Origin of the sequence: Klebsiella sp. BIGb0407 (assembly GCF_024807845.1) — a bacterium.
Taxonomy (GTDB): domain Bacteria; phylum Pseudomonadota; class Gammaproteobacteria; order Enterobacterales; family Enterobacteriaceae; genus JGM124.
On sequence record NZ_JANUEQ010000001.1, the window covers coordinates 317,965 to 341,660 of the forward strand.

A 23,696-nucleotide genomic window follows, 5' to 3' on the forward strand; every position below is an offset into this window, starting at 1 on the left:
ATATTCAAGTTTTATTATGACGACAAAAAATACTCAAAAGCAAAACCCCTCATCAGGTGAAAATGAGCTGGATCTGGGCCGCTTGCTTGGCGATCTTATCGATCACCGTAAACTCATCATTGGTGTGACGCTGCTGTCTACTGCCTGTGCTTTGGTGTATGCCCTGTTTGCCACTCCGGTCTATCAGGCAGATACGTTAATTCAGGTGGAACAGAAAAAGGGCAACGCTATTTTAAGCAGCCTGAGTCAGATGATACCTGACTCTTCACCTGAATCAGCACCTGAGCTTCAGCTGTTACAGTCGCGAATGATTCTGGGCAAAACCGTCAATGACCTGAATTTGCGTACTGAGGTCTCCCAGAAATTTTTCCCTATTTTTGGTGAGGGCTGGGCACGTCTGGCCGGTGAGCCAAAACAATCGCTGGAAGTGAGCTGGCTGAATATCCCGCTTGGCCGTGAAAGCGCAAAAAGCGTGCTGGTCACCGTGGGTGAAAACGGCAAGTATCAGGTAGAGATGGATGATACCACCCTGGAAGGCACCATGGGTGAATTGCTGAACGGCAAAGGTATTGATATCAAAATCAGCAATATTGATGCGGAACCCGGTACTGAGTTTATCGTTACGCAGTATTCTGAGCTGGCCGCTATCAACAATCTTCAGCAGAATTTCACTGTCAGTGAGAAGAGCAAAGACAGTGGGATGTTAGGTCTGACGATGTCCGGTGAAGATCCGGTGCTGATTGAGAAGATCCTGAATAACATCAGTGATAACTATCTGCAGCAGAACATCTCACGTCAGGCGGCCCAGGACTCTAAAAGTCTTGAGTTTTTGCAGAAAAAAATGCCTGAAGTCCGGAATGAGCTGGATGATGCTGAAGATAAGCTGAACGCCTATCGTAAACAGAGCGATTCCGTTGACCTTAATCTCGAAGCCAAATCTGTGCTGGAGCAAGTGGTCAATGTCGATGACCAGATTAATAATTTGACCTTCCGTGAAGCTGAAATTTCGCAGCTATACAAAAAAGATCACCCGACTTATCGCGCATTGATGGAAAAACGTCAGACGCTGGAGCAGGAAAAAAACCGTCTGAATAAACGTGTTTCTGGTATGCCTGCGACGCAACAAGAAGTACTGCGTCTGAGTCGTGATGTTGAGTCTGGCCGTGCTGTTTACAGCCAGCTGCTTAATCGTCAGCAGGAACTGAGCATTGCCCAGTCAAGCGCTATTGGTAACGTACGTATTATTGACCCGGCATTAACCCAGCCGAAACCGATTAAGCCGAAAAAACCGTTAATCGTTATTCTTGGTTTCTTCCTCGGCCTGTTTGCCTCTGCCGGTCTGGTACTGGGAAGCTCAGTATTACGCCGTGGAATCGAAACGCCAGAGCAGCTGGAAGAGCAGGGTATTAACGTATATGCCACCGTGCCTACTTCTGAATGGTTGCTGAAACGTACACGTTTACGCAGCAAGAATATTTTCTCCAGCAGCGTGCGTCACAAAACTAAAAACGTGCCGTTCCTGGCGCTGGATAACCCTATCGATCTGTCTATTGAAGCGATTCGTGGTCTGCGTACCAGCCTGCATTTCGCTATGATGGAAGCATCTAATAACGTGCTGATGATCTCCGGGGCAACACCAGACAGCGGAAAAACCTTTATCAGTAGCTCCCTGGCCGCCATCATTTCTCAGCCAGGGCAAAAAGTCCTGTTTATTGATGCGGATATGCGTCGTGGTTATATCCATGAACTGTTCCAGATCAGTAACGACAAAGGTCTGTCTGATATCCTTTCTGGTAAAGTCAGTGCCATTGATGCGGTGCAAACGTTCCAGAAAGCGGGCTTTGATGTTATTACTCGCGGTATGGCGCCACCGAACCCGTCAGAGCTGTTGATGCACGAGCGCTTTAAGCAGCTTCTGACCTGGGCCAGTGAACATTACGATATGGTTATTATCGATACCCCGCCAATACTGGCGGTGACCGATGCGGCGATTATTGGTCGTTCTGTTGGTACCAGTCTGGTGGTTGCTCGCTTTGAAATGAACAGCGTGAAAGAAATAATGGTCTGCGTACAGCGCCTGGAGCAGGCTGGTGTGACGGTTAAAGGGGCTATCCTCAACGGCGTAATGAAGCGTGCCAGCAGCCAGTATGGTTATGGTTACCATCATTATGGCTACGATTATACTGATAAAGCCTAATTCCTCAGGCCATATTTTTAGAGTTTAAAACAGAAAATACCCGCTCAGAATGTTTATTCCGGGCGGGTATTTTTTTATCCCCTTGCCGGCCTCGCGCATATTCTGCCGCGATCTCACTTCCTGTCTTTATGGTTAAAATATCACCTGTGATAAGGGTTGCTGGAAAGTATAACTTCAGTTCGCGCCTGAAGTGTGACACTTCTCGCATCCTGACTGGTAATACAATATTCCCTGTTGACTGGTTGCAGGAATAATTTATTTTATCTGTTATTGCAGATTTTAACTGCGTTGCAGACCTTAAGGAGCCCACCGTGGGAAAAGAACTTTATCTGGGTATTATGTCAGGTACCAGTCTGGATGGTGTCGATACGGTTATTATGGATTTTTCAGAGGCCAGCCCACAGATGATAGCGTGCGGTTTTACCGAGATGCCAGATGAGTTACGAAAATCACTGGCGGATCTTTGCCTGCGTGGGGAAGCTACTTTGCTGGAACTGGGCGAGCTGGATAATCGTCTTGGACGCCTCTATGCGCAGAGTGTACAAGACCTGCTTCGTTCTTCGGGAGTCAGCGCTGCGGATATTCGTGCTATTGGCTGTCATGGTCAGACCGTATGGCACTCGCCGCAGGGGCGTTATCCCTTCACGATGCAGATTGGCGATGCTAACGTCATTGCAGCCCTGACCGGTATCACTACCGTCGCAGATTTCCGTCGTAAAGATATGGCTTATGGCGGACAGGGTGCACCACTGGTTCCTGCTTTTCATCAGGCATTATTTGCTGATCCTGAGCAACTTACGGTGGTACTGAATATGGGCGGGATCAGCAATATCTCCATTTTGCAGACCGGAGAGCCAACCCGCGGGTATGATACCGGGCCGGGCAATGTTTTACTGGATGCATGGATTGAACGTTACCAGGGGCACGCCTATGACAAGGATGCGCATTGGGCACAACAAGGTCATGTCAGCGCTCCGTTATTAGAGCACTTGCTTGCAGAACCCTTTCTGGCACAAGCTGCACCAAAAAGTACCGGTCGTGAATTATTCAGCCTGGCATGGCTATTAGCTAAACTCGAATCATTCCCGGATGTCGCGCCCGTTGATGTCCAGGCGACGCTGGTCGAATTTACCGCAACCACTATCCGTGATGAACTGCTAAAACTACCTGAAACACAGCAATCTAAAGTGCTACTGGCTTGTGGTGGTGGTGCAAAAAATCCACTTTTGATGGCTCGCTTACAGGCGATGCTCGCAGACTGGTCGCTCGGAACGACCACCGCATCCGGGCTGGATATTGATTATGTTGAAGCGGCTGCATTTGCCTGGCTTGCGCATCAGCGTATTCATAATCTAGCGGGTAATGTTCCGGCAGTTACCGGTGCAACAAAAGCGATACCACTCGGCGTGATTTATCCCGCTGATTAAGGTTCTGCTGATTACTATTCCCCGGGTTAACGGCTGTGCCGTTTCCCGGGTGACTGCCAGCCAGTTAAATGGCTAACTTGCCCATTTGTTATTTTTTTCATAAGAGCGTTCCTAATGCAAACTTCCCAACCTGCTGTCGCGTCACAGAAGCGTGCGCTTATCGCTGGTTCTGTGGGTAATTTTATTGAGTGGTATGAATTTGCTGTATATGGATTTCTTGCCACTATCATTGCCCAGAACTTTTTCCGGCTCGAAGGTGAGGCTGAACTGACGGCGCTGATTCTGACTTATGCTTCATTTGCTATCGCTTTTTTCTTCCGGCCACTTGGTGCCATTATTTTTGGTCGAATGGGTGACAGGATAGGGCGAAAACCGACGCTATTGTTTGTATTGATAATGATGACGCTGGCAACCGTGGCCCTGGGTCTGGTGCCTGCCTACGCCAGTATTGGTATCGCCGCACCGCTGATTGTTACCGGGCTACGTATTCTTCAAGGACTGTTTGCAGGAGGAGAGTACGGAGGAGCCGTTTCATTGATGACCGAATTTGCGCCGCGTGGTAAACGCGGACTATTTGGTGCCTGGCAATCATTTACTGTTGCCCTCGGACTACTGGCGGGTGCAGGGATTGTTGCCTTACTTTCTGTCATGCTGAGTCATGAAGACATGCTAGCCTGGGGCTGGAGAATTCCATTCTTTGTGGCATTACCGATGGGGGTTGTTGCTTTATGGTTGCGCTTCCATATGGAAGAAACTCCGAGTTTTATCAAGCAGAAAAAGGCACAGCAGGCACAGCCTGTTCAGACTAAAACCAAAGCTAATTTTAGTGCCACCCTGAAGACCATATTGATGGGCGTCAGCCGGGTCATGGTATGGTCTGCTGCCGGATATACCTATCTAGTTATCATGCCTACCTATTTACAATCTTCGCTCAATACCGGTTTTAATCAGGCGTTATTGATTGCTGTAATTTCCAATATTGGCTTTGCTGCAACAATCATTCCCGCCGGTATGTTAAGTGACCGAATTGGTCGCCGTGCTGTGATGGTTACGGCTGCAGTACTATTGTTCATCCTTGCCTTACCGTTACTGCATCTGCTTCAGGACAGTCATTCTACATTACTGACAAAATCGATTGTGGTACTGATAGCGGGGGGGTTAGTTGGGCTGCTTGCTGGTCCCGGGCCTGCAATGCTGTCAGAAATGTTTCCGACCCATGTTCGCTATACGGGACTGGGGCTGGCATACTCACTATCCAACGCTATTTTTTCTGGCTGTGCGGGCCTGATTATTACCGGTTTAATCAAACAAACAGGTAATCTGGACATCCCGGCCTGGTATGTCATGGCTACGGCCGTTGTGAGTATTTTTGCATTACTGACACTCAATAAAGACGATCATTTACGTACCCTTGATGAGGCGAACTCGGCTGAGACTCCGGTGAGATAGCGTTACCAATACTTCTGAACAGGGCTTATTTTTAGACGCCCTGTTCAGGAAACTCACCGAAAAAGGGGATTTCAAATTAAAAATTGTAGGAGAGTTACTACAAACCTTGATCTGAGGACAAAAAAAGTGCATATTTCACCGTTTTTTGACAACCCTGTTGCTCTCTTATGACTCTTTATCAACATATGCTGGTTTTTTATGCCATCATGGCGCTAATCAGCGCAATCATTACTTGGTTTCTGTCTCATGATACCTGGCGGATAAAACTCTTATGTTCCGTTCTGGTGGGCGCAACCTGGCCAATAAGCTTCCCTGTCGCACTTCTTTTTTCCCTGTTCTGAATCGCGTGATAACCAACGATAATCAACTTGCTTTTAATCACTGACAAGATGGGAGGGTCGTATAATTTTCCCATTTATGCCAGTCGTCAGTGGCAAGATAAATGCTATTTGTTCATTTACCCATCACAAAATAAAGTGTAGAGATCATCTCTGCTATATCAGAAAAGTTAAGTTGTTGTGCTATTTATATAATTACAATGCGAATCAATTTGATATATTTTAATCAGGAAAAATGTTTTTTATTATTTTAATCCACGATTAAACGTAAAATCACGCTATAGATACGTTTTATGATAGTTAATATGACGCGTATGTGTCCTCAATAGAGAAGGCCATGTTATGGCAAATGCCAATTTATAATCAAATATTATTATTAAACTAATCTTCTACTTTACGATTCATGTGTTAAATATATAGAATCAGGACCGTCCGCTTACGGATTTAATTAATTTGCTGAGGTGTATAGTATATTCTGTAGCGACATCGATAGCAGGGAAATAAGAAAACTGAAAATACAGATAGTTTTTCTATAGGGAAGAAACATGTTCGACTTAGATAAAGCACAGCGATTGAGTCTCACCATGCAGGTTGAATCACGGTTAAAAAACGCCCTCATTTTAGGCATGCTAAAACCGGGTTCCCGTTTAGTCACAAAGGAAATTGCCCAGCAACTGGGTACCAGTATTACGCCTGTTCGCGAGGCGTTGCTGAGACTGGTTGCATCAAGTGCTTTGGATGTTACACCTGCTCAGGCTTTTCTGGTTCCGGCTATCTCAGAATGTCATTATCAGGAAATTTCAGTTATTCGTAAAAGCCTGGAAGGTATGGCAGTGCAAAAAACAACCCGAGAAATCAATAAAGCCGGCTTAATGCGTTTAAGCCAGCTCAGAGACAGTATTCTCAGTGCCAGAAAAGTCAGTGTTGAGGCGGCGTTAAAGGCAAATCGTGACTTCTATTTTCAGGTGTTCGATTATGCTGAGATGCCAACGTTAATGGAATTAATTGAACAGCTTTGGATCAGAATTGGACCCAGTTTTAATTACCTCTATCCTCGTTTTGATGAGATTTCTGGTATGCCGCATAATTATGATACTTTAATCGAAGCATTAACTAAAAGGGATGAGGCAGGGAGCGTTGCTGCTATTCATAAAGGTATTATGGATGACTTCGATATTTTGTTACGACAGTTTCGGGGTTAATTAATTGCAATCATGCTAACTGTTTAACCTGTATTAAATGGCTTTACTATACCCGTCATACTTCAAGTTTCCTGGGTGTTGCCTGCGTTCAGCCCGTCGAATCACATAGTTTATCTATGCTCATCGACGGGCTGAACTTGTCGCCTACAGGGAACTCGAATTATTTAGGGTATATATCTTTCCTCTGAATGAGCAAGTCCATTTTTTCCTGACAGAGTATATCTGTTATTCGTCAAGCGCCCGGGCAAGATCGGCTTTGAGATCTTGCACGTCCTCTATACCGACAGATAACCGAATCAGCTGAGGTACAATTCCATTACTTAAACGCTGCTCCAGAGGAATAGAGGCATGTGTCATGGTAAACGGTTGGCTCACCAGACTTTCAACGCCACCCAGGCTTTCAGCCAGAGTAAAGAGTTTCAGCTTTCCAATAATTTCATTAGTACGTTTTTCATCACCCTGCACCACAAAAGAAATCATACCGCCAGGCTGACTCATTTGTTGGCGAGCCAAAGTATACTGTGGATGCGATTCAAGCCAGGGGAAATAGACTTTCTCTACGGCGGGATGAGATTCCAGCCACTGTGCTAATTGCAGTGCGTTATGGCTATGCCGTTCCATCCGTAGGGCAAGGGTACGAATACCGCGTAAGGTCAGGAAACTGCTAAAGGGATCGGCGACAGCACCGATAGCATTTTGCAGATAGCCCAGCTGCTGCCCCAGCTCTTCACTCTCCCCGGTAACAGCAAGTCCTGCTATCACATCGGAGTGACCATTCAGATATTTCGTTGCTGAGTGCACTACAATATCAAAACCGAACTCAAGCGGACGTTGCAGGGCAGGAGAGGCGAAGGTATTGTCAGCCACGCTGATGATGTTATTCCTGCGGGCAATCTCAGCAATAGCCGCAAGATCGGCCAGTTTTAGCAGTGGATTAGTCGGTGTTTCTACCCAAATCATTCTTGTCTCAGGGCGAATTGCGGTCTCCAGGGCTGCCGTGTCGTTAGGTTTTACCCAGCTCACCTTTATTCCTGCACTACGTTTACGCACATTCTCCAGCAAACGCCAGGTACCGCCATAAACATCATCGATGGCGACAATATGACTGCCGCTATCGATAAGTTCCAGTACCGTCGAAATAGCGGCCAGTCCGGAGGAAAAGGCAAAGCCTCGCTTGCCACCTTCCAGCTCAGCAATGGCATTTTCAAGCACCTGGCGTGTGGGATTACCACTGCGCGAGTATTCGAACCCAGTATGCTGACCAGGTGCGGGTTGTTCAAAAGTCGAGGTTGCATAAATAGGAGGCATAACTGCACCATGGGCATCATGAAAACTACCGCTATGGACGCTGGATGTCGCAAACTTAGTCATAGAGTTCCCTTACTGTTAATCAAGATTCTGTTGGTGTAACCACCGATCGCTATACATTTTCGATAAGTATTTATTTCCGCTATCGCATGCTAACGTCACTACGCGTTTGGGTTGTGTCTGTGCCTGACAGTAACGCAGTGCAGCAGCGAGAAGGGTGCCAGTCGAGGATCCTGCGAGTACCCCTTCGCGCGTTAATAACGCTCGGGCGGTCGCAAAAGACTCTTTGTCACTGATGCGATAGGCCTGGTTAACACCGTCAATAGCTGCGAGAGGAGGAATAAAATCTTCACCAATCCCCTCAACTAACCAGCTTCCGCTGGTTGCTGTCTGACCATAGTCAATATGATCGGCAAGGATTGAGCCCTCAGGGTCGGCGAGGATAAATTCGGTCTGCGGGGAATGGGTACGAAAAAAGGCTTGTAAACCGCCTAAGGTTCCACCAGACCCGACACCCACCACGATAGCGTCAATATGCCCCCCGGTTTGTTGCCATAACTCAACGGCGGTGCTCCGGGTGTGTGCCTGTGCATTTGCAGGATTAGAGAACTGATCAATATAAAAGCTATCCGCGATTTCCGTTGCCAGCCGCCGGGCGTAATCCTGGTAATATTCCGGATGTCCTTTCACCACATCAGAACGTGTTAAACGGATATCGACGCCCAGTGCCTGTAAGTGGGCTATCTTTTCCTGGCTCATTTTGTCGGGGACCACCAGAATTAACGGATAGCCTTTCTGGGTTGCGATTAATGCCAGCCCGAGTCCGGTATTGCCGGCAGTGGCTTCAATAATCGTCATGCCGGGCCTGAGTACACCACTGCCTTCAGCCTGCTCAATCATTGACAGTGCGACACGGTCTTTAATTGATCCCCCCGGATTTTGATTTTCCAGTTTCAGCAATAACTCACAGACGCCAGTATCAAGGTGATTCAGGCGAAGCAGCGGTGTGTTTCCAATCAGTTCCAGAATAGAGTCGGCAATCATGGTTTTCTCGCAACATGAAATATGTTCATGTGCGGATAATAGAGCGCACAATCGACCAGCTAAAAGAATATAAACCCGCTCTATATAACCCAAGGTTATAACCGGTGGTTTTTCAGACGTTAAGATGTTAGGCCGTTTAGAAGTCTGGATCGAGAGATGTCTGATTAAGGTGTTTTTAGGGAGGTTTTGCTTATTTTTAGTACATTATACCGGGTTAGTTATGCTCAGGCAGGGATTTCAATTGCGTAAATATACTAAGAGGTTGATCATCAATCGGGCAGTTTTACCGCTGGGATACCCGCGTGATAACCCGTAAGCTGGGTTAACAGATAAGATTTACCGCTGTTATTTTTTATACAGGATGACCTATGGCAAATGACATAACATTTTTTCGTCGTTTTCAGGATGACATTATCAGTGGACGTAAGACGATAACGCTGCGAGATGTCAGCGAATCTCACTTTGTTGCTGGTCAGTCTTTACGTACCGGGTGTTACGAGGATGATACCTATTTCTGTACCATTAAAGTCATTAGTGTGACTGCGGTAAAATTGAGTGAGCTAGATGAGGAACATGCCCGGCAAGAGAATATGACGCTGATACAGCTAAAACAGGTCATTAATGAAATATATCCGGGGGAGGACTCACTCTGGGAAATTGCTTTTAGTGTCGTCAGTGTGGCCTGAACATTTTTCTGTCTCAGCAACAAAAAAGGAAGAGATAACTCTTCCTTGATCTGACAACAATGAACCGCGGTTAAGCGGGTTGCTGACTGGCGTTTTTTAGCATCTGGTACAATTCATCTTTCAAACGCAGTTTTTCTTTCTTGAGCAGGGCGACTTTAAGGTCATATCCCGTCCCTTTCGGACCTTCTCTGCGGGTTATTTCGCCGTCAAGGCGATGGTGTTTATCAAACAGACTGAGAAAACGAGGGTTGACGCTTTTCAGGTGAGTAATCAATTCACGGTACTCAGGAAACATAGGGCCTCCTTGGTGAGTTTATTGAAAGAGGATGACAGGTATCAGTACCTGACCCTAAAAAGTCTACCTGCTTGCGAGTAAAATGGCGAAAAAACTGTCATTTAATTTGTCACAGATGGTAACAAAATATTCATACAGCAAGCTTCAATAAAATCATTCTGGCCCCTCAGTATTGTGAGACGAGGGTCAGGGCCGTTTTTTCTGATAGCGCTTATCGGTTCCTGCTAGCTGTTCAACTGCTTCCCAGCCACGACGCTGATAAAATGCAGCCGCGCGACTCTCACTGTCTGTTTCAAGCCAGATTTGTGCGTATTGCTGAAAGAGAGCGGCTTCGGCATGGTTCATTAGTTGTTTCCCTAGCCCCAGACCTTCATATTCAGGAAGAACAAACAGAGCAAAAATCGCCCCTTCTTCCAAGTCTGCGATAGCAAAGCCTGCGGTTATTTCATTGATTTCGGCCACCCAGATACAATCAGGTAGTGCCAGCATTTCCAGAATAACCTCAGGTGTTATACCCATTTCTGTTAATTGCTCCAGTGACAGATGATTTTCTTTTACTGCAGTACGAATGGAAAAAATAGCCTGGATATCGGTGGTGAGAGCGGGGCGTATTAAGGTTTTCACTGGCTGAGTTCTCAGGTTTAAAGTCACGTCCTGATATTATAACAGTTTGATAAGTAAAGTGAGCCCCGGATGACGGGGCACACTTTTCATCCTGAAACTAGGATTCAGGATTATCCTGTGCGAGCTGATTTACACGCTTACGAACACCAAACCAGCCAATCACCAGTAATACTGCAATTACCGGGATAGAGGCGATGGTAAAAGTACCGTTGGGATAATCCAGCGCCATCAGTACCAGTACACTGAGTAAAAACAGCAAGGTTAGCCAGGAGGTATAGGGCGCTCCGGGGAGTTTAAAACTGACTTCCTCGGCGTGGCCTTGAGCGATAGCTTTACGCAGACGTATCTGACAGATAACGATAAAAGCCCAGGAAGTAATTATGCCTAATGACGCGACATTAAGTACCAGTTCAAATACCTGAGTAGGAACCAGATAATTCAGGAACACGCCGAGCAGATAGACTGCGCTGGTCGCCAGAATACCGGCATAGGGTACCTGGTTTTTGCTCATTTTCGACATAAATTGTGGCGCCGATCCCCCCATAGACATGGAACGCAATATCCTGCCAGTGGCATAAAGGCCTGAGTTAAGACTGGATAGCGCGGCTGTCAGCACCACGATATTCATGATATCCCCCATATAGGGAACGCCCAGTTTACTGAAGAAGGTGACAAAGGGACTCTGGTTTGCCTGATAGGCATTCCAGGGCAACAGCAATACCAGCAGCAGAACCGACCCGACGTAGAACAGACCAATTCGCCAGATAACACTGTTAATCGCCTTCGGTACCATCGTTTTCGGGTCTTTACACTCTCCGGCAGCGGTGCCAACCAGTTCTATCGAGGCAAAGGCAAACACGACACCTTGTACGAGGATTAATGCAGGTAATAAGCCGTGAGGAAATATTCCGCCATTATCGGTTATCAGATGGAAACCGGTACTGTGACCATCTATGGGTTTACCACTGCCGAGAACGAGGGTACCCACCACCAGGAAGCTGACGATAGCCAGTACCTTGATGAGAGCAAACCAAAATTCCATTTCTGCGAACCATTTCACACCAATCATGTTCATGGTCGCAACAATGGCCAGGGCTGCAAGCGCAAACACCCACTGAGGAATATCACCGAAGCTATTCCAGTACTGCATATAGAGTGCGACAGCGGTGATATCTACAATTCCGGTCATTGCCCAATTAACGAAGTACATCCAGCCACATACATAGGCTGCTTTTTCGCCGATAAATTCGCGGGTATAGGAAACGAAACTGCCGCTGGAAGGGCGATGCAGAACCAGTTCACCTAATGCACGTAGAATAAAGAACGAAAATAATCCACAGACTAAATAGACCAGCGCCAGCGCAGGGCCTGCTGCCTGTAGCCTGCCGCCAGCCCCAAGAAATAGCCCGGTACCGATTGCGCCACCGATTGCTATCATTTGCACTTGACGATTACCGATAGCTTTATGGTAACCGGCATCTTGCGCATTAAGCCATTGGCGTTTTGCGGCCCGTTTCTCCGCTTCTGTTTTTAAACTCATGAGACTCCCGTCTGCCTGGTAGCATAGAAAATGACCTTCCTCCCAATACGTTTTGTCTTATCGCAGCGTCTGTAAGAAGAAGGCGAAGGATACTAGCCGGAAATCGGGGTAGAAGTAAAACCAGAAATTTGTGATTTCTGTCGAACGAAGCACGGAAAAAAAGGAAAAATATGGCGATTTGACCTGTCAGAATGACTCTTAATCACAATAAAATAACCGTAACCCCTTTCAGTTGGCGCCGGATTTTACAGCAAATTTAAGTTTGCTGGCTTTCAAAAAGGCGTTTTATCAGATTGCGTGATAGCCATAATCTGCTGGCGTAACCATTGGTGTGCCGGGTCTGCATCACGACGGAGATGCCAGAGTTGTCGGAATAAAAAAGGCTTAATAGCCAGGGGCGGTTCAAAGACACGCAGTACCGGATTGAGAGGTACAAGGTTACGGCTGGCAACGGTAAGAATTAAATCACTGTCCGGAATTAAATCATTCGCCACACGCCAGTGTGGAAGCGTTATTTGTCTTTTTCTTTCAAGCCCGAGGGCCTGAATAGCAGATTCAATTTCCAGTCCGTTGACGGAAGGGTGCGTGACAACTACATGCGGTCTCTCAAGCCACTCGGCTAAGCTCAGCGTCCCGCTGGCAGGCAAGGTACTGGAATCAGCTACGCTGATAAATCGTTCCTCAAAGAGAGTCTGATAGCGTAATGTCTTGCTGTCCGGCCCGGGAAAAACACCCAGTGCAATATCCACTTCACCTTCATCAGCTTGCGACATCATTGCCTCACGACTTGCCTGTGTCACCTCCAGTGAGATACCCGGCGCTTCAGCCCGTAAACGTCTGACCAGTTCAGGAAGAACCAGCCAGGCCCCATAGTCTGACATCGCCAGGCGAAAAGTGCGTTTTGTTTCTGCAGGAACGAAAACGGGGGCGACCAGTAAGTTTTCCAGCCCCTCAAGCGCTTCGCTTAGCGGCAAAAGGAGGCTACTGGCTTTAACGCTCAGCTCAAGATGTTTTCCCCGGCGAATAAGCAAGGGATCGTCAAAAATAGTCCGTAAATGTGCCAGCGCATGGCTCACGGCGGGTTGACTCTTATGCAAGCGTATTGCAGCCCGTGAAATATGTTTTTCCAGCAATAATGCATGGAGTGTGACTAATAAATTAGTATCAATACGGCGAAGATTATTCATTTGACGAATAGTGGCTCGGATAAAATACGAATTGGTATCCATATTATATATAGCTGATGATGGCTCCTCTTTCTATTATTTGCTGAGGTTTCTATGCTTTCAACCAGTGGACTCTATACTTTATCGCTTATCGTACTTGCGTTAATTGCTGGCGCATTGGTGCCGTTTCAGGCCGGAACTAATGCCATTCTTGGCCGCACTCTCGGGCATCCACTCTGGGCAACGGTTGCCTCATTATGCGTCAGTCTGATCTGTATATTACCCTTGATTCTGGCCTTGCGTTTGCAGCTGCCTAAATTAGATGCTGCTGTCCAGGCACCTACCTGGATATGGTTTGGTGGCCTGGCGGGGGTTATTTTTATCACTGCGGCTCTGATGCTGGTGCCTCGCCTTGGCGGGACAGGGTTTATTGCTTGTGTGATTGCCGGACAAATGGTGACGGCCTTAATTATTGACCATTTCGGCCTGATGGGACTGGCCGAAAAATCTGCCAGTCTGGGACGTATTAGCGGTGTCCTGGTGATTTTTGCCGGAGTCATCATCATTCAGCGTTTTACACCACCTTCCTGATATCGTTGTTGCCAGGGATAAGCATTTTTTAACATTTAACAGGAGGGATTTAGCGATAGAGTGTGGCTGTGATTAATGCGAAAGGAAGGCCACTATGTCATTTTGTCTGGAAAGTTACTTTAAACGTATCAATTATCAGGGTTCTCGTTCAGCAACCCTGGAAACGCTAAAACAGTTGCATCATGCCCATACTTACGCCATTGCTTTTGAAAATCTGGATGTCCTGTTAGGGCGCACAATAAAGACAGATGATGATAGTGTGTTTGATAAACTGGTTTCTGCGGGCCGCGGTGGCTGGTGCTTTGAGCAAAACGGACTCTTTCGTCGGGTACTTAAAGAACTCGGATTTGTGGTGACTAATTTATCCGGACGCGTGCTGCTGGCAAACCCTGCGCAACTGCCTGGTCGTACCCATCGTATTACCCTTGTTACTTTTGGCGATGAAGCCTGGCTGGCAGATGTGGGGTTCGGTGGAAAAACGTTACCGAGTCCGATTCGTTTACGTGACGGTGAAGTACTGGATACCGCATACGGTCGCTATAGTCTGGAGCAGGAAGAGGGAACCTGGTTACTGAAATACCAGGACGGCGAAAAGACCCTGAAGATGTACTGCTTTACGCTTGAGCCTCAGTTTGACTCAGATTACGAGATGGGTAACCACTATGTATCGACCTGGCCGGCCTCCCATTTTCGTCATTGTCTGACCCTCAGTTTGTATCATCCTGAAGGCGGGCGCAGCACACTCTATAGTGCAGCAGAAAAAATGCCTGTATTCAGCCATCCGGAAGAGCTCTACCAGCATTTACAGCAGGTGTTTAATTTGCGTTTTGATGACAATGAACACGGGATTTCACTGGATGAGTTAACGGTGATGCTGGAACGTCTGAAGCTGTCGGGTGAGCATTAATCATTCACTTATTTTTAACATCAGACAATAGATTCTGGTGTTATCTGTAAATTTCTGTGAATAACAACTCAAACACACCTCTCATTAATGAATGCAATTAATCAGAGGTGTATTTGTTATGCAGTAATAAAATGGGTTGTATGAATGCTATCAACTCTCACATCTAATAATAAACAACAAAATATTGAGTGTTTTTATAATTCATCTTTATAGTTTTTTCTATTCGATGTTAGTGGATAGCAGGCTGAGAGTTCGGAACCGATCGTTATCCGCCCCTGCAGAAAAAATTTGACGCATACACCATCATCCTCAGGCCAGAGCGAGCCAGGTGAAAACGACACTGAAGGTGCTTGTAACACCCGACGAACCGGGTCTGCCACCATTGAGTGTGTAATACTGTCGCCTATAGGTGACAGACTATTTCGAATGACAGCTAAATAAATATATATTTACGAATTAAGCGCTGAAAATGACAATAAATCTAAAAAATCTCTTATCTATTTAAGGGATTTTATTTTAGCATAGCGGGCAGTTTTAAATGCTGGCTGCGGACTCTATGCAATGAAAAATGTTATTTTCGTTATCCTCCTTGCTTTAATGGTGCTGGGTGCGTTTGCCCATGATCCTCAACCCGTTGCAACAACGGATATGATTACTACGATGAATAGCCGATAATCTGTCATCGGATCTGGAGCCATCACTCCAGCTCGATGCATGAATTATCATAACGCTATGTTTTTTAACGTCAGAAGGTAAGTACAGACCCCACCAGACTGTTGCTTAACGTATATTATGGCTAATCACGTTACGCTTTTTTTGAGAGTCGTTTGCTTGCAGCTGGCCGAACTCACGTATAGATCGGTAGGTATTAACGCGCTTTGCGCGAGTTATCTTTTTGGTTAAAATACATGTTCTGTTTTGTTAAAAATTTCTGATGATCTCCGCTTTCATTATTATCCTGTCTGCTATAAACAGTCTCATATAAGAGTTTAACGATAACGGTGTGTTGTATTTATCGAATATACAGCGTGCTATTTCGGTTTTCACTGGCAGCTATCGGCAGTAAAGATTGCTTGCACCTGTCCGACCTTCCGCTGTAAAACAGCTGTCTGAGTCAGTAATAAAGAGAGAAACCTTCATGCCGCATATTGAAATTAAGTGCTTTCCACGTGATTTGACCGCAGAACAAAAGCAGGTGCTGGCCACAGAACTTTGTGACGTGTTAAAAAAACATCTTGGCTCAAAGGATGAGTCTCTGTCCGTGGCACTGCAGATGGTTGAACAATCGCTGTGGAAATCAGAAGTATGGGATACGCAAATAGCACCCCAGATGGAACAGTTGCTTAAAAAGCCGGGTTATCAGCTGTAATTGAATACAACGAGAGTTGTAAAAAAGCCCTGCGACAGCGATGCGCAGGGCTTTCTTTTATTTAGCTTCGATGCCGTTCAGATCCGGACTCAGCCAACTTTAGGCAACAGACCCAGCGTTATCGAGAACTGAATCAGCACAATCATCACACCACAGGCAAAGACAATCGCTAGTAAGGGTTTGCCGCCAGCCACGTTAAATACCCGCTCTGGGTGTTGCTTACGACTCTGCCAGACCAGCATGGATGGGATCATTAATGCCAGTACGGCCAGGGCTACACCCGCATAACCCAACGCCATAACAAAACCCTGAGGGTAGAACAGGGCGAATATTAACGGCGGCAGGAAGGTCATTGCACCAGTCTGTAATCTGCCAGAAGCACGGCGGTTACGGGAGAAGAGATCTGCCAGATAATCGAATAAACCTAAAGAGACTCCGAGGAAAGAGGTTGCAAGGGCAAAATCAGCGAACAGCTGAATAGCCAGACCCACTTTAGGGGTTGCCACGACATCACGAACCACTTGCAGAAAACCATTCAGCCCGGTGTGGTTGGTCGCCAGCGTATCAAATGCGGCGCCATCAATCGAACCCAGGGTAGCCAGTTGCCAGAAAATATAGGCTACCAGCGGAATAGCGCTACCAATAATAAAGATTCGACGCAGTTTAGGAAGATTACCACCCATATAGCTGATAATGCTGGGTACGCTGCCATGAAAACCAAAAGAGGTGAATATCACCGGAATAGCAGACAGAGCGAGACCTTGTTCAACAGGCAGTGTCAGCAGATTGGTATGATGGATATGTGGCATCATTAAGGCGAGCATCACCACCAGTAAAACAACTTTGGCAGTAAATAAAACCCGGTTAAACATATCAACCATATGGGTTCCGATACAAACCACGCCGCCTGCGACGACAGTAAAGAGAAGAACGCCTGAAGTGGCAGGAATATCCATCGCCAGCCAGTTACTCAGACTGGCTGCCAGGAGCTCTCCCGCACCGCTGATATAAGCCGCTGTCAGGGCATACATCAGGAATAACATGCTAAACCCGGTCAGCCACTGACCCGGGCGACCAAGATAGCGTTTAGCGAGTGTGCCAAGGCCCGTATCGGCTGAGCTGTACTGATATACTTCAACCAGCAGTAATGCGGTGTAGCACATCAGCGCCCACAAGCCGAAAAGCATCAGCAATGTTACACCAAAACCCACACCCGCCGAAGCCAGGGGCATAGCAAGCATTCCTGCTCCAATTGTGGTTCCGGCAACGATAAAAATGCTGCCAAGAGTGCGATTCTTCACGCTTTCCTCTTTATTAATAAACGGAAACATATCTTTATGCCGCGCAGAGTAAGGTAAAAGGTGTTTTCCGTCAAATCAAGCTTACGAACGGTGTAATATTTAGTTTACGAACATGATGCGTTTTATGTGACGTTGTCACTAATAGAGGGGTTATCTGAGGAGTATTATTTCTGACTCACTGTTATTGATTCAAGCCAGACAGGAATAAAAAAATAGAATGCCTGATAGAATTGTGAAAAATAAAATATATATAATCAATGAGTTATTATTTTATCGATAGTTACTGTCAGCTAAAAGGGTAAATTCCCGCCCGATTAAGAGCGGGATTGATGTCCGTCAGATAGAGGTGCGACGATAATCGCGATATTCTGGTTTCCAGAAATTATCATCAATCGCTTGATGTAAAGCCTCGTCAGAAGTGACGACGGCCATGCCTTGCTGCTGTGCTGTTTTTGCTACGGCAAAAGCAATCGCCCGGGAAACGATTTGAATATCTTTCAATTCAGGTAATACCAGACCCTCACCATTTTTAACCAGCGGTGAATGTTCTGCCAGTGCTGCACTGGCGGCCATCAGCATTTCATCGGTGATACGCGAAGCGCCTGAAGCGATAACACCCAAACCAATACCCGGGAAGATATAGGAGTTATTGCATTGGGCGATAGGAAAGACTTTATCCTGCCATTGTACTGGTGCAAAAGGACTCCCGGTGGCCACCAGTGCCTGGCCTTCGGTCCAGGTAATAATATCCTGTGGTGTCGCTTCCACCCTGGAGGTTGGGTTGGATAACGGCATCACGATGGGCCGCGGGCAATGCTTATGCATTTCACGGATCACTTCTTCGGTGAACAGACCCGTTTGACCAGAAACGCCAATCAGAATATCGGGTTTCACATTGCGGACAACTTCCAGCAATGAAAGTGCTTCACTGGTAGTATCCCAGTCATTCAGTTTGTCACGTTTCTGTACCAGTTTAGTCTGGAAGGGAAGCAGGTTTGGCATATTATCGGTTAACAGACCGAAACGATCGACCATATAGACGTTGTTGCGTGCTTCGTCTTCACTCAAACCTTCACGCTGCATTTGCGCGATGATTTGTTCTGCAATACCACAACCCGCAGAACCTGCGCCGAGGAAAACAATTTTTTGTTCGTTTAACTGACTGCCCGCAGCTTTACTGGCGGCTATCAGCGTTCCGACAGTGACTGCTGCAGTACCTTGAATATCATCATTAAATGAACATATTTTATCGCGATAACGTGTCAGCAATGGCATTGCATTCTTTTGAGCAAAATCTTCAAATTGCAGAAGAACGTTTGGCCAGCGATGGCGTACCGCCTGAACAAACTCATCGACAAATGCATAGTATTCATCACCGGTTATGCGTGGGTGACGAGAACCCATATACAGCGGATCATTCACTAACTGCGGGTTATTGGTACCGACGTCCAGAACAACCGGCAAGGTATAGGCCGGGCTGATCCCGCCACATGCGGTATAGAGTGACAGTTTACCAATCGGGATACCCATTCCTCCGATACCCTGATCACCGAGACCGAGAATACGTTCGCCATCAGTGACAACGATCACTTTGACGTTAGGTATGGTGATGTTCTGCAGAATATCATCCATATGCTGGCGGTTATCGTAGTTAATAAAGACACCACGAGCACGGCGATAAATTTCTGAAAAACGCTCACAGGCGGCGCCCACGGTTGGGGTATAAATCACCGGCATCATCTCGACCAGGTGGTTTTCCACCAGTCGATAGAACAGGGTTTCGTTGGTGTCCTGGATATTACGCAGATAGATATGTTTATCAATTTCGTTCTTAAAGCCCTGATACTGAAGCCACGCGCGTTCAGCTTGCTCTTCGATGGTTTCGACCGCGCCTGGCAGTAATCCCAGTAAATTGAAATTTAGTCGTTCTTCAAGACTAAAAGCACTGCCTTTATTGAGCAGAGGGAACTCGAGTAAAACCGGACCGGCATAAGGAATATAAAGAGAACGGTGCTTTTTTTGCTTGATGTTCATTTGGTTACTCTACAGTTTTCAATATGATGGTTTGTCAGGAGATCCTGGCGAGTGGACAGTTGTGAGTATTGCACAAGATGGTTGAACCGGAATAAAGCATTAACCAATTACCCGTCATACTTCACGTTACCTGGGTGTTGCCTGCATTCAGGCAGCCGAATCACATAGTATGTCTATGCTCAGCGACTGCCTGAATTTGGCGCCTACAGGTAACGCGAATTATTTAGGGTATACCCGTCATACTTCACGTTACCTGGGTGTTGACTGCATTCAGGCAGCCGAATCATATCGTTAGTCTGTGCTTATTGGTGACTAAAAAATAATGAGTAAATATTTTTCTTAATCGCTCACTTTATTTGTGATTAAATGAGCTAAATGGTTTTAGCAATTTTTAGCTTTATGGAGAATAGTATGAGTGAAAAAGTCTGGGTGTTGGGTGATGCCGTTGTCGATTTACTACCTGAAGGCGACAGTCATTTATTAAAATGTCCTGGTGGCGCTCCGGCAAACGTAGCGGTAGGGATTGCACGGTTAGCAGGCCAGAGTGGTTTTATTGGCCGGGTTGGCGATGACCCTTTCGGGCATTTTATGAAACAGACTCTGAACGATGAAAACGTTGATACACATTTTATGCACCATGACGCAGTGCACCGAACGTCAACCGTTGTTGTTGCCCTGGACGAACAGGGGGAACGTTCATTCACTTTTATGGTTCGCCCGAGTGCCGATCTGTTTATCGTTGCTGATGATTTACCTGAATTTAAACCCCGGGAATGGCTGCATGTTTGTTCTATTGCGCTGAGTGCTGAACCGAGCCGAAGTACCACGTTTATGGCTATGGAGCGAATTAAAGCGGCGGGTGGAAAGGTCAGCTTTGATCCGAATATCCGCACCGATTTATGGACTGACGAACAGCAATTGCAGGAATGTCTGGCTCAGGCTCTGACACTGGCTGATGTTGTGAAACTCTCGGTTGAAGAATTGCAGTTTATCAGCGGTGAGCCGGATTTACAGACCGGGATAAACAAGCTTATTTCATTTTACCCGCTACAATTATTGCTGGTAACCCAAGGTAAAGAGGGTGTCCTGGCCCATTATCAGGGAAAAACGACGCATTTTCCGTCCAGACCTGTGGTGTGTGTTGATACTACCGGAGCCGGAGATGCCTTTGTTGCCGGGCTACTCTGTGGTCTTGCTGAACAAGGCATGCCAGAAAACGTTGTACAGCTGGAACAGATTTTAGTTCAGGCACAGCTATGTGGTGCATTAGCCACCACCGCGAAAGGGGCGATGACGGCGTTACCTCGTAAGCAAGATTTGGTTAAATTTTTGTAACATTGATACACGATTTGTATGCTCCATCACAGTTACCTTATCCCGTTCGTTTTTTTTGTTGCTCAGGAAGAGATGACATGTTTATTTAACGGTGCTAAATCGGTTTAGCCATGGGTATAACATAAATATAATTAGCAAGGACACAAAAAATATGTTAAAGCAAAAAAAACTTGCATTGATGATAGCGGTACTCGTCGGGTCAGTCTCGTTGGGTGTTCAGGCCGCGCCTTCAAGTATTGAAGCGCGTCTGGCAGCACTGGAGCAGCGTCTTCAGGCGGCTGAAAATCGTGCTCAGGTTGCAGAGCAACGAGCCGTCGTTGCAGAAAAACAAGCGCAGCAACTGGCTGTGCAACAACGTACAACCGAAGTCGCTGCGGAATCAGTCGCTGAGCGTACTGCAAAACTGGAAAGCAAAGCGGATGCCAGCAGCGGCTTTGAGTTCCACGGTTATGCACGTTCTGGTTTACTGATGAACGGCTCCGGTTCCAGCACCAAAGGCGGCCCGTACATGACTCCTGCCGGGGAAACCGGTGGTGCGGTCGGTCGTCTGGGTAATGAACCTGATACCTATGTTGAGCTGAACCTTGAACATAAACAAACCCTTGATAACGGCGTAACCACACGCTTTAAAGCGATGGTTGCCGATGGTCAGAAAACCTATAACGACTGGACTTCTGATACCAGTGATGTGAACGTCCGTCAGGTCTATGCTGAGCTGGGTAATTTACCGGGCTTTGATGGTCCGCTGAAAGGCAGTACCTGGTGGGCAGGTAAGCGCTTTGACCGCGATAACTTTGATATTCACTGGGTAGACTCCGATATCGTCTTCCTGGCGGGTACCGGTGGCGGTGTGTATGACGTGAAGTGGAATGACTCATTCCGCAGTAACTTCTCTATCTATGGTCGTGATTTCGGACCGATTGAGAATGAGAGCAACAACGTCATTCAGAACCATATGTTAACCGCCAACAACTTTATCGGTCCGTTCCAGCTGATGGTTACCGGCCTGCGTGCGAAAGATAATGAAGATCGTAAAGATGCTAATGGTCTCGCTACCATTGACGGCTCGACTAAAGCCCACAACGGTGTCCATGTTCTTGCCGGCCTGCATAATGACAGCTTCTACGGTCTGCGTGAAGGTTCGGCGAAAACCGCTATTCTCTACGGTCATGGTTTAGGTGCCGAAGTGAAGAGTATCGGTTCTGACGGCGCTCTGCTGTCAGAAGCGAATACCTGGCGCTTCGCGAGCTACGGTACCACACCTCTGGGTGATGGCTGGCATATCGCTCCTTCTGTGATGGCGCAAAGCAGTAAAGACCGCTATATGAAAGGCGACAGCTATAAGTGGGCGACGCTGAACACCCGTCTGATCAAAGAAATAACCCAAAACTTTGCCCTGGCATTTGAAGGTTCTTACCAGTACATGGATCTGAAACCTAAAGGCTTTGGGGAACGTAATGAGGTTAATGGTGATTTCTATAAGCTGACCTTTGCACCGACGCTTAAGGCAGAGAAAGTCGGTGACTTCTTCAGCCGCCCGGAACTGCGTCTGTTTGCTACCTGGATGGACTGGAGCAGCAAGCTGGATAACTACTCTAAATCGGGTTCCTTCGGTAACGATGGATTCACCTCCGGCGGTGAGTGGAACTTTGGTGTTCAGATGGAAACCTGGTTCTAAATCTTATCAGCCCCCTGTGTCTGCCGGGGGCATTTAATCTGTCTGTGAGATCTTTTTTTGAATTTTCCCGGTCCGGTATTCATCAGCCAAATTATCGCTACCTTATGCTACTGATTCCTCTCTGTTCACATGATAAACTTCTAATAATCATACTTAGTGTCGGGTTTTTTTGTGCATAAAACCAAACGTGTCACGATGAAAGACGTGGCGGAACTGGCTGGGGTTTCTATCGCCACGGCGAGTCTGGTATTAAATGGTCGGGGTAAAGAGTTGCGCGTTTCAGCCGCGACGCGCGAGCGTGTGCTGCTTATTGCACAACAGCAAAAATATCAGCCCAATATTCATGCCCGATCGCTGCGTGATGAGCGTAATCGCACCCTGACGCTGGGGCTGGTGGTGCCAGAAATGACAAACTATGGTTTTGCCGTGTTTTCATTTGAACTGGAAACCCTGTGTCGCGAAGCGGGATTACAACTCATTATCTCTTGCACCGATGAAAATCCAGCCCAGGAGACCATGGTCGTGAATAACATGATTTCCCGTCAGGTCGATGGCCTGATAGTGGCATCCTGTATGTTTTCTGATGACTTTTATCTCAAACTCAGTGAACAATTGCCGGTGGTCCTTTTCGACCGTTATATGCCAGGTAGTCAGTTACCCTGCGTACTTACCGAGTCTGTTCAATCGGTCCGAGAGTTAATCACACCTATTGCCCGTCAGTCACCCGATGAGTTCTATTTTCTCGGTGGGCCGCCGCGCCTTTCGCCTACGCGTGACCGGCTGGAGGGGTTTATTCAGGGGCTACAGCAAGCAGGCGTCACGCCACGCCCTGAATGGATTATTCACGGAAAGTATCATTCCAGTGCCGGATACGAAATGTTTGCTGAGCTCTGTGCCAGATTAGGACGCCCGCCGAAAGCGATTTTTACCGCAGCCTGCGGTCTGCTGGAGGGGGTATTACGCTATATGCATCAGCATAATTTACCTGAAAAGCCAGTTTATCTGGCCAGTTTTGATGACCACTACCTCTATGACTCACTCTCATTGCCGATCGATACTGTTTCGCAGGATAATCGTCAGCTGGCATTGCGTTGTTATACTCTGATAACTCAGCTTATTCAGGGGGAAACGCCGGAGAGACTTCATACCAGCCTGCCTGCCAGTATTAAAAGACGTATCCGTTAATACGTTTTCTTACTAAGTAT

Annotated in this window: 19 protein-coding genes and 1 pseudogene; 12 read left to right on the forward strand and 8 right to left on the reverse strand. The window is 46.9% G+C overall.

Annotated features, from left to right (window positions below):
• Nucleotides 1–16: 16 nt before the first annotated feature.
• The 5 genes from M2387_RS01545 (at nt 17) to M2387_RS01565 (ending at nt 6,613) form a co-directional block, all read left to right on the forward strand.
• The gene (locus M2387_RS01545) at nt 17–2,197 is read left to right on the forward strand and encodes a polysaccharide biosynthesis tyrosine autokinase (RefSeq protein ID WP_259046733.1); all 2,181 of its coding nucleotides are present in this window, start codon (nt 17–19) and stop codon (nt 2,195–2,197) included.
• A gap of 311 nt (nt 2,198–2,508) precedes the next feature.
• Nucleotides 2,509–3,624: an anhydro-N-acetylmuramic acid kinase gene (locus tag M2387_RS01550; RefSeq protein ID WP_259046735.1), complete on the forward strand. Its 1,116-nt coding sequence runs from the start codon at nt 2,509–2,511 to the stop codon at nt 3,622–3,624.
• Nucleotides 3,625–3,738: 114 nt separating this feature from the next.
• Nucleotides 3,739–5,073, forward strand: a complete 1,335-nt coding sequence (locus M2387_RS01555) for an MFS transporter (RefSeq protein ID WP_259046736.1) — start codon at nt 3,739–3,741, stop codon at nt 5,071–5,073.
• Nucleotides 5,074–5,240: 167 nt separating this feature from the next.
• Complete coding sequence (locus M2387_RS01560) at nt 5,241–5,414, forward strand: GhoT/OrtT family toxin (protein ID WP_259046737.1); 174 nt, start codon at nt 5,241–5,243, stop codon at nt 5,412–5,414.
• A 542-nt stretch (nt 5,415–5,956) separates the two neighbouring features.
• A complete protein-coding gene (locus M2387_RS01565; RefSeq protein WP_259046738.1) occupies nt 5,957–6,613 on the forward strand; it encodes an FCD domain-containing protein in 657 nt (218 codons plus the stop codon).
• A gap of 225 nt (nt 6,614–6,838) precedes the next feature.
• Here the strand turns inward: M2387_RS01565 and M2387_RS01570 are convergent, their stop codons facing one another.
• Together M2387_RS01570 and M2387_RS01575 are read right to left on the reverse strand one after the other, a co-directional pair.
• Complete coding sequence (locus M2387_RS01570; protein WP_259046739.1) at nt 6,839–7,984, reverse strand: trans-sulfuration enzyme family protein; 1,146 nt, start codon at nt 7,982–7,984, stop codon at nt 6,839–6,841.
• A gap of 21 nt (nt 7,985–8,005) precedes the next feature.
• Nucleotides 8,006–8,965 (reverse strand): annotated as a pseudogene (locus M2387_RS01575) (PLP-dependent cysteine synthase family protein); the annotation flags it as partial.
• Nucleotides 8,966–9,333: 368 nt separating this feature from the next.
• Between M2387_RS01575 and yqfB the strand changes: the two are divergent.
• Nucleotides 9,334–9,651, forward strand: coding sequence for a N(4)-acetylcytidine aminohydrolase (gene yqfB / locus M2387_RS01580; RefSeq protein WP_259046740.1), 318 nt, complete (start codon nt 9,334–9,336; stop codon nt 9,649–9,651).
• A 70-nt stretch (nt 9,652–9,721) separates the two neighbouring features.
• Here yqfB and M2387_RS01585 read toward each other — a convergent pair whose 3' ends face one another.
• The 4 genes from M2387_RS01585 to M2387_RS01600 all read right to left on the reverse strand — a co-directional run bounded on the left by M2387_RS01585 (nt 9,722) and on the right by M2387_RS01600 (nt 13,339).
• Nucleotides 9,722–9,946: a DUF465 domain-containing protein gene (locus tag M2387_RS01585; protein ID WP_259046741.1), complete on the reverse strand. Its 225-nt coding sequence runs from the start codon at nt 9,944–9,946 to the stop codon at nt 9,722–9,724.
• A gap of 186 nt (nt 9,947–10,132) precedes the next feature.
• Complete coding sequence (locus tag M2387_RS01590) at nt 10,133–10,570, reverse strand: GNAT family N-acetyltransferase (RefSeq protein ID WP_259046742.1); 438 nt, start codon at nt 10,568–10,570, stop codon at nt 10,133–10,135.
• A gap of 97 nt (nt 10,571–10,667) precedes the next feature.
• A complete protein-coding gene (gene ansP / locus M2387_RS01595; RefSeq protein WP_259046743.1) occupies nt 10,668–12,110 on the reverse strand; it encodes an L-asparagine permease in 1,443 nt (480 codons plus the stop codon).
• A 272-nt stretch (nt 12,111–12,382) separates the two neighbouring features.
• Nucleotides 12,383–13,339 (reverse strand): LysR family transcriptional regulator, encoded by a 957-nt coding sequence (locus M2387_RS01600; protein WP_259046744.1) that lies wholly within the window; start codon nt 13,337–13,339, stop codon nt 12,383–12,385.
• Between the two features lie 51 nt (nt 13,340–13,390).
• Between M2387_RS01600 and M2387_RS01605 the strand changes: the two genes are divergently transcribed.
• The 3 genes from M2387_RS01605 (at nt 13,391) to pptA (ending at nt 16,143) form a co-directional block, all read left to right on the forward strand.
• Nucleotides 13,391–13,867, forward strand: a complete 477-nt coding sequence (locus tag M2387_RS01605; protein ID WP_259046745.1) for a DMT family transporter — start codon at nt 13,391–13,393, stop codon at nt 13,865–13,867.
• A 94-nt stretch (nt 13,868–13,961) separates the two neighbouring features.
• Nucleotides 13,962–14,774, forward strand: a complete 813-nt coding sequence (locus tag M2387_RS01610; protein WP_259046746.1) for an arylamine N-acetyltransferase family protein — start codon at nt 13,962–13,964, stop codon at nt 14,772–14,774.
• Between the two features lie 1,138 nt (nt 14,775–15,912).
• On the forward strand, nt 15,913–16,143 hold the full coding sequence (pptA, locus tag M2387_RS01615; RefSeq protein ID WP_259046747.1) for a tautomerase PptA: 231 nt from the start codon (nt 15,913–15,915) through the stop codon (nt 16,141–16,143).
• Between the two features lie 89 nt (nt 16,144–16,232).
• Here pptA and tyrP read toward each other — a convergent pair whose 3' ends face one another.
• On the reverse strand, nt 16,233–17,444 hold the full coding sequence (gene tyrP / locus M2387_RS01620) for a tyrosine transporter TyrP (RefSeq protein WP_259046748.1): 1,212 nt from the start codon (nt 17,442–17,444) through the stop codon (nt 16,233–16,235).
• Between the two features lie 336 nt (nt 17,445–17,780).
• The gene (locus tag M2387_RS01625; protein WP_259046749.1) at nt 17,781–19,478 is read right to left on the reverse strand and encodes an NAD-dependent malic enzyme; all 1,698 of its coding nucleotides are present in this window, start codon (nt 19,476–19,478) and stop codon (nt 17,781–17,783) included.
• Between the two features lie 411 nt (nt 19,479–19,889).
• Here M2387_RS01625 and M2387_RS01630 point away from each other — a divergent pair, with 411 nt between their 5' ends.
• From M2387_RS01630 to M2387_RS01640, 3 genes are all read left to right on the forward strand, one after another.
• Entirely contained in the window at nt 19,890–20,813 is a 924-nt protein-coding gene (locus tag M2387_RS01630; protein WP_259046751.1) for an aminoimidazole riboside kinase, read from the forward strand.
• Between the two features lie 151 nt (nt 20,814–20,964).
• The gene (locus M2387_RS01635; protein ID WP_259046752.1) at nt 20,965–22,491 is read left to right on the forward strand and encodes a carbohydrate porin; all 1,527 of its coding nucleotides are present in this window, start codon (nt 20,965–20,967) and stop codon (nt 22,489–22,491) included.
• A 171-nt stretch (nt 22,492–22,662) separates the two neighbouring features.
• Nucleotides 22,663–23,676: a LacI family DNA-binding transcriptional regulator gene (locus tag M2387_RS01640; protein ID WP_259046753.1), complete on the forward strand. Its 1,014-nt coding sequence runs from the start codon at nt 22,663–22,665 to the stop codon at nt 23,674–23,676.
• Nucleotides 23,677–23,696 lie beyond the last annotated feature (20 nt).